Here is a 7,337-nt window from a genome sequence, read left to right as displayed (position 1 = left end):
GGTAGTGGGTCCATTTGAAATTCGTCTCCGCGCAGTCGGACGCCGCACGACCTAGCACCCGGACGCGCCGCATGGCATAGTCTGACCATGACAAACCCGAAACGCCCTCGCGATCCCAACGAGCTGGCCCGGTTGATTGCCGATATCGCCGTTGGGGATAAAGCTGACGAAAACCCGGATACGGGGAAAGACCCGGCAGCCGTAGCTCTGGGGCGAAAGGGCGGCATCCACGGGGGCCGCGCCCGCGCGGAAAGCCTATCGTCAGAAAGGAAATCGGAGATTGCCGCGAAGGCCGCCAAGGCGCGATGGCAGGGAGTCGAAGAAAAGTAACAAGATGCCCTTGTGTTGGGTATCCAACACTCCTAGAGGATCGGACAGCCGATTCTCAGGGAGCGCAGCCGTATGTCCATCACGATCACGCAAAGCGCCAACTGGCGTGATGCCGCGCGTGCCGAGTTGCAGGACAAGTTCGTTGCGGAACTGAACCAGGTCGCAGAGTTCACCAAGCAAGAGCAAGAGGCCGCGGCGGGCAAGGCCGCCGCCATCCAGCGTGCGCGCGACCTGCTGAACGCAGCTCGTGCTCTGGGCATTCCTCTCGATGATGACGGCGCGGCAACGCCTGACGACCCCGAGGAGCCACAGGAAGGCGGCGCGGTCACTGCGCGCGAGATCATCCTCGACGAGCTTCAGGAGAAGCCAGGGATGAAGGCCGCCGAACTCAAGAAGGCAATCGAGCGCCGCCTCGGTCGAGAAGTTCACTACAAGACGCCCGGCATGACCCTCTATCGCCTCGCGAATGATGGTCTTGTCCGGCGCGAGGGGCACCGCTGGTTTGCATTGAGAGGCGACCAGCAGCGCGCAACCGTGGAAACAGAGAAGGAGCTACCGCTTATGAAGTGACGCGACCCCGGAGAGGGCAAACTCTCCGGGGCCGCAAAACCATCTACCTACGCGGGCGTAGTTTAATGGCAAAACACCGTTTTTCCCAATCTGGCGTTGCGGGTTCGAATCCCGTCGTCCGCTCTCGCTTCTGACAAGCTTCTAGCCGCTGAGCCCCTGATAAAGCTTAGCGGCCAAATGTCAATGCGCGTCCACATTCAAACGGACTTTTATGCTTGACCGCTAAAGGATACAGGTCTATCAGGGATACATGAACAGGCTCTCTCCCAAAGATCGCGCTCAAGTTATCCACATGCTTTGCGAGGGCAACAGCATCCGGTCCATCACGCGCGTGTTGGGCGTAGGCAAGAATACCGTTGCGCGGCTGCTGGTTGATGCCGGAAAAGCCTGCATGTCCTATCATGACGAGAATGTTCGCGATGTTGCCGCAAAGCGCATCCAGTGCGACGAGATCTGGACCTTCACCTACGCGAAGCAAAAGAATGTCGCTTCCGCCAAGGCAGCACCCGAACACGCTGGCGACACCTGGACTTGGACCGCGCTCGACAGCGACAGCAAGATGATCGTGTCCTACCTCGTTGGCGGTCGCGACGCTGAGTACGCTCTCGAATTTATGGACGACCTTGCAGGCCGCCTAGCAAACCGGGTCCAGATCACCACAGACGGCCACCGAGCCTATCTTGAGGCTGTCGAAGAAGCGTTTGGCGCCGATGTTGATTACGCGCAGCTCGTTAAGCTGTACGGGGAAGCTCCGGAAGGCCAGCGCCGCTACAGCCCCGCGCACATCGTCTCGACGCGCAAGCGCCGGGTGGAGGGAAACCCGGACCTGGATGCAGTCTCGACCAGCCATGTCGAGCGCCAGAACCTGACGATGCGGATGCACATGCGCCGCTTTACCCGCTTGACCAACGGCTTCTCCAAGAAGATCGAGAACCACGCCTACGCCGTCGCGCTTCACTTCATGTATTACAACTTCGTCCGCATCCATCAGAGTCTCCGCGTGACCCCGGCGATGGCCGCTGGCGTCACCGACCGCCTCTGGGATATCTCGGATATCGTTGCGCTGGTCGAAGCTGCCGACAGCAAGCCGGGACCGCGCGGCCCTTACAAGAAGAAGGGCGCCTAGTTTTCAAATGGACCCACTACCCGGGGCCGGAAATGATTGACAAGGAAATGGTGCGCTGTAAGGCGCGCCCCGCTCCCCATGCCGGCCTTGGTCCGCTGGGCGGCCCTTCGATGGAACGCTGCTGTAGCTCAGTGGTAGAGCACTCCCTTGGTAAGGGAGAGGCCGACAGTTCAATCCTGTCCAGCAGCACCATCGTTTTCTTGTCGCGCTACCGCTTTGCTACTTGAGCGCGAGAGCGATTCGCCTTGCCAGCACCCGCCGTGTTAGTCATCTAACGCACCGAGGGGGACGGTCACGGTGGACGATCAAGACGAAGAACGGGCGCTGACGCCGCTTCACCCCAACCACGTCAAGCTGCTGCGGGTCCAAGCCGCGCTCATGGCCTTGCCGGTGACCGTCGCGGCGCTGGTGCTGGAGATCGCCGGGCTGCTGCCAACCGGCGCCATCATCGTTCCGGTACTGCTTTCCGCCGCGTGGGTGATCCTCCGCGTGCCGCTGCGCCGCCACGCCGCGCGCGGCTACGACATGGGCAGCGACCGCCTGCGGGTGGTGCGCGGGCTGTGGTTCCATTCGGATACCGTCGTGCCGTTCGGGCGGGTCCAGCACATCGACTTGAGCCAGCGCCCGCTCGAACGCGCGTTCGGACTGGCGACGCTGACGGTTCATACCGCCGGCACCCATAACTCGAGCGTCTCGCTGCCGGGCTTGGCTCAGGCCGACGCCGCCGCGATGCGCGAAGCGATCCGCGCCCACATCAAGCGCGAGACGCTGTGACCGGGGCAGCGCTCGCGCCCCGCCGCACCGCGCCGCTCGGCGTGCTGGTCGGCGCGGTGAGCAGCATCCGGCAATCGGTCTTCCCCGCCGCCGCCGGCGCTTACGGCCTGCGGGAAGCGTTCGGCAACCTGGCGTTCGTCGCGGCCTTCGCGCTGCTGTTGCTGGTCATCGGCGGGGTCGGCAGCTTCCTCAAGTGGTGGCGCACGACCTACGTGGTCGGCGCGGAGGACATCCGGCTGGAGAGCGGCGTGCTTAGCCGCGCGGCGCGATCGGTTCCGTATGAGCGGATCCAGGACGTCAGCCTGGAGCAGCCGCTGCTCGCCCGCCTGCTCGGCCTTGCCGCGGTCAAGTTCGAAACCGGCGCGGGCGGCAAGGACGAGCTGACGCTCGCCTATCTTCCGCTCGCCGAAGGGGCGCGCCTGCGGGAACTGGTGCGCGATCGGAAGGACGATGCCGTGCCCGCCGTAGCCGCCGCTGCGGCCGAACCGGCGGGCCAAGTGCTGTTCGCGATGTCGCCAAAGCGGCTGGCGCTGTTCGGCCTGTTCGAATTCTCGCTCGCCGCCGTGGCGGTGGCGCTGGGCGCGGCGCAGCAGCTCGATTTCCTGCTCCCGTTCGACGTGTGGGACTGGGACCACTGGCGCGAGGTCCTCGACGTGCCGACGCATCGCATCGCCGAGCTCGGGCCGCTGGTGCAGGCGTTCGCGGCGCTGGTGATCTTGCTGGCGGTGAGCGTAATCGGCGTGACCACCGGCGTTGTCCGCACCATCATGCGCGACTGGGGCTTCGTGCTGGAGCGCACCGCCAAGGGCTTCCGCCGCCGCCGCGGGCTGTTCAACAAGAGCGACGTGGTCATGCCGGCGCACCGTGTGCAGGCGCTGCAGCTCCGCACCCGCTGGCTGCGCCGCCGGTTCGGCTGGCAAGGGCTGAAGTTCGTCAGCCTGGCGCAGGACCAAGGCTCGGGCAGTCACGCGGTCGCGCCGTTCGCCCAGCTCGACGAGATCGACCCGATCGTGCGCGCTGCAGGCTTTGCGCTGCCCGATGCGGCGACCGACTGGCATCGACCCGCGCGCCGCGCGTTCATCGATCGCGCGGTGCTGAGCGCGGCGATACCTCTGGCTCCGGCGGTCGGACTGGCATTCTCGCCCGAACCGCTGCTCGCTGTGGTTCCGCTATTGGCGATCCCGCTGCTCGCCTTGCGCCAGGTGTTCCTCTGGCACCGCGCCCGCCACGCGATCGACGAACGCCATGTCTACGCAAGCCACGGCTGGCTCGCTCCCCGGATCGACGTGGCGAGCCGGGTCAAGCTGCAGTCGGTCGAGATCGCGCAAGGCCCGCTCGCCCGGCGCGGCGGCTATGCGACGCTGCATCTCGGGCTGGCCGGCGGGACGCTGGCGTTCCACGCGGTGCCGCTGGCGGAGGCGCGGCGGATGCGCGACGCGGTGCTCGACAGCATCGCGCGGCTCGATTTCTCGCAGCTCAGCTAGGCGTCTCGGCCAGCAGCTCCGACCATTCCGGGTGCCGCTTGAACTGCGCCGCGATGTAGCTGCACGCGGGCACGATCTTGAACCCTTCGCTCTTCGCATCGGCGATCAGCGCATCGACCAGCGCGGCGGCGACTCCCTTGCCGCCGATCTCGGGCGGGACCAGCGTGTGATCGGCGATCCGCGCGTCGCCGCGGGCGAACCAGGTCAGGCGTCCGACCGCGTGGGTGCCCGGCAGGGTCGCGCGATATTCGCCGCGGGCATCGGTTCCCTCGTGCGTGATTTCGATGCCTTCGATGGCCATGGGCGCCTCTCCTTCTTGCGCTAAACTCGCCGAGCGTTAGGGCCGTTCCGCGATGCAGTTCCTGTCCGACAACGCCGCCGCCGTCCATCCCCAGGTGTGGGAGGCGATGCGCGCCGCCGACGAGGCGCAGCCGCCATACGACAATGATGCCCTGTCGCTTATCCTCGACGAGCGCTTCTCGGCGCTGTTCGGGCGTGAGGCGCGCGTGCTGTGGGTCGCTACGGGCACCGCCGCAAATTGCCTCGCGCTCGCCACGCTGTGCCCGCCGCACGGCGGGGTGGCGTGCCACCGCGAGGCGCATATCGAGGTCGACGAGGCGGGTGCGCCAGGGTTCTACCTCCACGGTGCCAAGCTGATGCTGGCGGAAGGTGACGGCGCCAAGCTGACGCCTGATGCGGTGTGCGCGGTGATCGACCCGATCCGCGACGATGTGCACCAGGTGCAGCCGCACGCGCTGAGCGTAACCCAGGCCAGCGAATACGGGCGGGTTTACCAGCCCGCCGAGCTCGAAGCACTCGGAGCGCTGGCGCGCGAGCGCCAGCTCGGTTTCCACGTCGACGGCGCGCGGTTCGCCAACGCGGTCGCGTTCCTCGGCTGCACGCCGGCCGAGGCTGCTGGGCCTTGCGACGCGCTCAGCTTCGGCTGCGTCAAGAACGGCGGCATGAGCGCCGAGGCGATCGTCTTCTTCGACCCCGAGCGTGCGGCGCTCGCGCGCTATCGCCGCAAGCGGGCGGGACACTTGCAGTCGAAGGGTCGTTTTCTGGCGGCGCAGGTCCTGGCGATGCTCGAGGGCGACCTGTGGCTGGCGAACGCCCGCGCCGCCAACGCCGCCGCGGCGGAGATCGCCGGCGCATGCGGCTCCCGGCTGATGCATGCGGTCGAGGCCAACGAGCTGTTCGTGCGCCTGTCTCCGACCGAGCGCGATGCGCTGCGGGGCCAAGGCTTCGGGTTCTACGACTGGGGCAGCGACGCGGCGCGCTTTGTCACCGCGTGGAACACCCGGCCTGAGGACGCCTCGGCCCTGGCGAAGGCCATCGCCGCCCTGTGAGCGAGGCGAAACCCCACGCACTGCTGCGCCCGCAGATCGCGCTGCCGTTCGTACTGGTGGCGCTGATCTGGGGTTCGACCTGGTACGTGATCACCGGCCAGATTGCCGCGGTCCCGCCGAGCTGGTCGATCGCCTACCGCTTCGCGCTGGCGACCCCGGCGATGTTCTTGGTTGCGCTGGCGATGCGCAACCCGCTGCGGCTGACCCGCGGCGGGCACCTCCTCGCGATATTGCTGGGGCTGACGCAGTTCAGCGGCAACTTCAACTTCGTCTACCGGGCGGAGCTCCACCTCACGAGCGGGGTGGTTGCGGTCATGTTCGGCATGCTGATGGTGCCCAACGCCCTGCTCGCGCGCTGGTGGCTGGGGCAGCAGGTGACCCCGCGGTTCCTGATCGGCAGCCTCGTCGCCAGCGCAGGCATCGCACTGCTGCTGGTGCACGAGGCGCAAGTGGCGCGGCTTGGCGGCAATGTCCTGCTCGGCGTAGCGCTGGCGGTGGGCGGTATCCTGTCGGCCTCGATCGCCAACGTCAGCCAGGGCACCGAGACCGGGCGCGCGCAGCCGATGGTAACGCTGCTCGCCTACGCGATGCTCTACGGCACGCTGATCGACATCGCGATCGCGTGGACGCTGGCAGGGCCGCCGGTGTTCCCGGCGTCGACCGCCTTCTGGGCCGGAACCGCGTGGCTCGCGTTCGCCGGGTCGGTAGTCACCTTCCCGCTCTACTACGGCATCATCCGCGCGATCGGTCCGGGCCGCGCGGCGTACAACGGGGTGCTGGTGATCGTCGTCGCCATGCTGATCTCGACCTTCGTCGAGGGCTACGAGTGGTCGCTGCTGGCGGTCGCGGGCGCGACGCTCGGCATCGCCGGCATGATTATCGCCCTGCGCGCCCGGCAAGTCTAGGCGAGGCTCGCCAGACCCTCGCGATAGGTCGGATAGCGCAGCCGCCATTCAAGTACCCGCTTGGCCTTGCCGTTCGCCACCCGCCGGTTCTCGCCATAGAACGCCGCCGCTTGCGGCGAGAGCTTGGCCTCGGCCAGCGACTGCGTCGGCGGCGGCGCGATGCCGAGAAGGCGGCACGCTTCCTCGGTCACCGCATTGCCGCTGGCAGGCAGGTCGTCGGCGAGATTGTAGGCCCCCGGCGGCGCATCGAAGGCGCAAACCACGCCGCGCGCGATGTCTTCCACATGCACCCGGCTGAAGACCTGTCCCGGCAGATCGATCCGGTGCGCCTTGCCTTCCCGCACCCGGTCGAGCGCGCTCCGGCCCGGGCCATAGATGCCCGGCAGGCGAAACACCCGCGCGCCGCGATGGAGCCAGGCTGCGTCCGCCGCCACCCGCTCCCGGCGCCGCCCGTTGAGGCTAGAGCTTTCGTCCACCCACGCGCCGCTGGTATCGCCGTAAACTCCGGTGGAGGAGAGGTAGCCTAGCCACCCGCCCCCGAGCGCTTCACCGTAGCGCTCCAGCACCGGGTCGCCCTCGCTCGGCGGGACCGAACTCAGCACATGGCTCGCCCGCGCCAGGGCCACGCGCACGCCTTCGTCATCGTCGAACGCGACCGTGCCGGCCGCCCCGGTCGCTTCGACCGTCCAGCCCTCGGGCAGGGCATCGACGATCGCCTTCGCGGTATAGCCCAACCCGAAAACGAACAGCCGCATGGCGGCGTTCTAGCGGCTGGACGCGCGCACGAAAGGGGCTAGTG

At 67.3% G+C, this 7,337-nt stretch carries 9 protein-coding genes and 1 tRNA gene; 8 read left to right on the top strand and 2 right to left on the bottom strand.

Annotated elements, in window-relative coordinates; all coding sequences use genetic code 11:
- Positions 1-87 precede the first annotated feature (87 nt).
- The 6 genes from ELY12_RS14095 (at position 88) to ELY12_RS14065 (ending at position 4,284) form a co-directional block, all read left to right on the top strand.
- Complete coding sequence (locus tag ELY12_RS14095) at positions 88-330, top strand: histone H1 (protein ID WP_126176132.1); 243 nt, start codon at positions 88-90, stop codon at positions 328-330.
- Between the two features lie 72 nt (positions 331-402).
- Entirely contained in the window at positions 403-900 is a 498-nt protein-coding gene (locus tag ELY12_RS14090; RefSeq protein WP_126176133.1) for a hypothetical protein, read from the top strand.
- Between the two features lie 250 nt (positions 901-1,150).
- Positions 1,151-2,026 carry a helix-turn-helix domain-containing protein gene (locus tag ELY12_RS14080; protein ID WP_126176134.1) on the top strand — a complete coding sequence of 292 codons (876 nt, stop codon included), beginning with the start codon at positions 1,151-1,153 and terminating at the stop codon, positions 2,024-2,026.
- A 117-nt stretch (positions 2,027-2,143) separates the two neighbouring features.
- Positions 2,144-2,218 (top strand) — tRNA-Thr (locus ELY12_RS14075).
- A gap of 105 nt (positions 2,219-2,323) precedes the next feature.
- A complete protein-coding gene (locus ELY12_RS14070) occupies positions 2,324-2,800 on the top strand; it encodes a PH domain-containing protein (RefSeq protein ID WP_241229889.1) in 477 nt (158 codons plus the stop codon).
- Positions 2,797-4,284 carry a PH domain-containing protein gene (locus ELY12_RS14065; protein ID WP_126177339.1) on the top strand — a complete coding sequence of 496 codons (1,488 nt, stop codon included), beginning with the start codon at positions 2,797-2,799 and terminating at the stop codon, positions 4,282-4,284. Before ELY12_RS14070 ends, ELY12_RS14065 begins: the two co-directional genes overlap by 4 nt.
- Here the strand turns inward: ELY12_RS14065 and ELY12_RS14060 are convergent.
- Positions 4,277-4,585 carry a GNAT family N-acetyltransferase gene (locus ELY12_RS14060; RefSeq protein ID WP_126177338.1) on the bottom strand — a complete coding sequence of 103 codons (309 nt, stop codon included), beginning with the start codon at positions 4,583-4,585 and terminating at the stop codon, positions 4,277-4,279. The two genes, ELY12_RS14065 and ELY12_RS14060, sit on opposite strands and share 8 nt — an antisense overlap.
- 52 nt (positions 4,586-4,637) lie before the next feature.
- On the opposite strand from ELY12_RS14060, the gene ELY12_RS14055 reads away from it, so the two are divergent.
- Both ELY12_RS14055 and ELY12_RS14050 read left to right on the top strand, forming a co-directional pair.
- Positions 4,638-5,633, top strand: coding sequence for a threonine aldolase family protein (locus tag ELY12_RS14055; protein ID WP_126177337.1), 996 nt, complete (start codon positions 4,638-4,640; stop codon positions 5,631-5,633).
- On the top strand, positions 5,630-6,538 hold the full coding sequence (locus ELY12_RS14050) for a DMT family transporter (RefSeq protein ID WP_126177336.1): 909 nt from the start codon (positions 5,630-5,632) through the stop codon (positions 6,536-6,538). Before ELY12_RS14055 ends, ELY12_RS14050 begins: the two co-directional genes overlap by 4 nt.
- Here ELY12_RS14050 and ELY12_RS14045 read toward each other — a convergent pair.
- Positions 6,535-7,293, bottom strand: coding sequence for a Rossmann-fold NAD(P)-binding domain-containing protein (locus tag ELY12_RS14045; RefSeq protein ID WP_126177335.1), 759 nt, complete (start codon positions 7,291-7,293; stop codon positions 6,535-6,537). The genes ELY12_RS14050 and ELY12_RS14045 overlap by 4 nt on opposite strands.
- Positions 7,294-7,337 lie beyond the last annotated feature (44 nt).

It is taken from the genome of Tsuneonella rigui, assembly GCF_003958625.1.
Taxonomy (GTDB): Bacteria; Pseudomonadota; Alphaproteobacteria; order Sphingomonadales; family Sphingomonadaceae; genus Tsuneonella; species Tsuneonella rigui.
The sequence above is the reverse complement of the archived record's forward strand: the minus strand, read 5'-3'. Positions and strand labels throughout refer to the sequence as shown.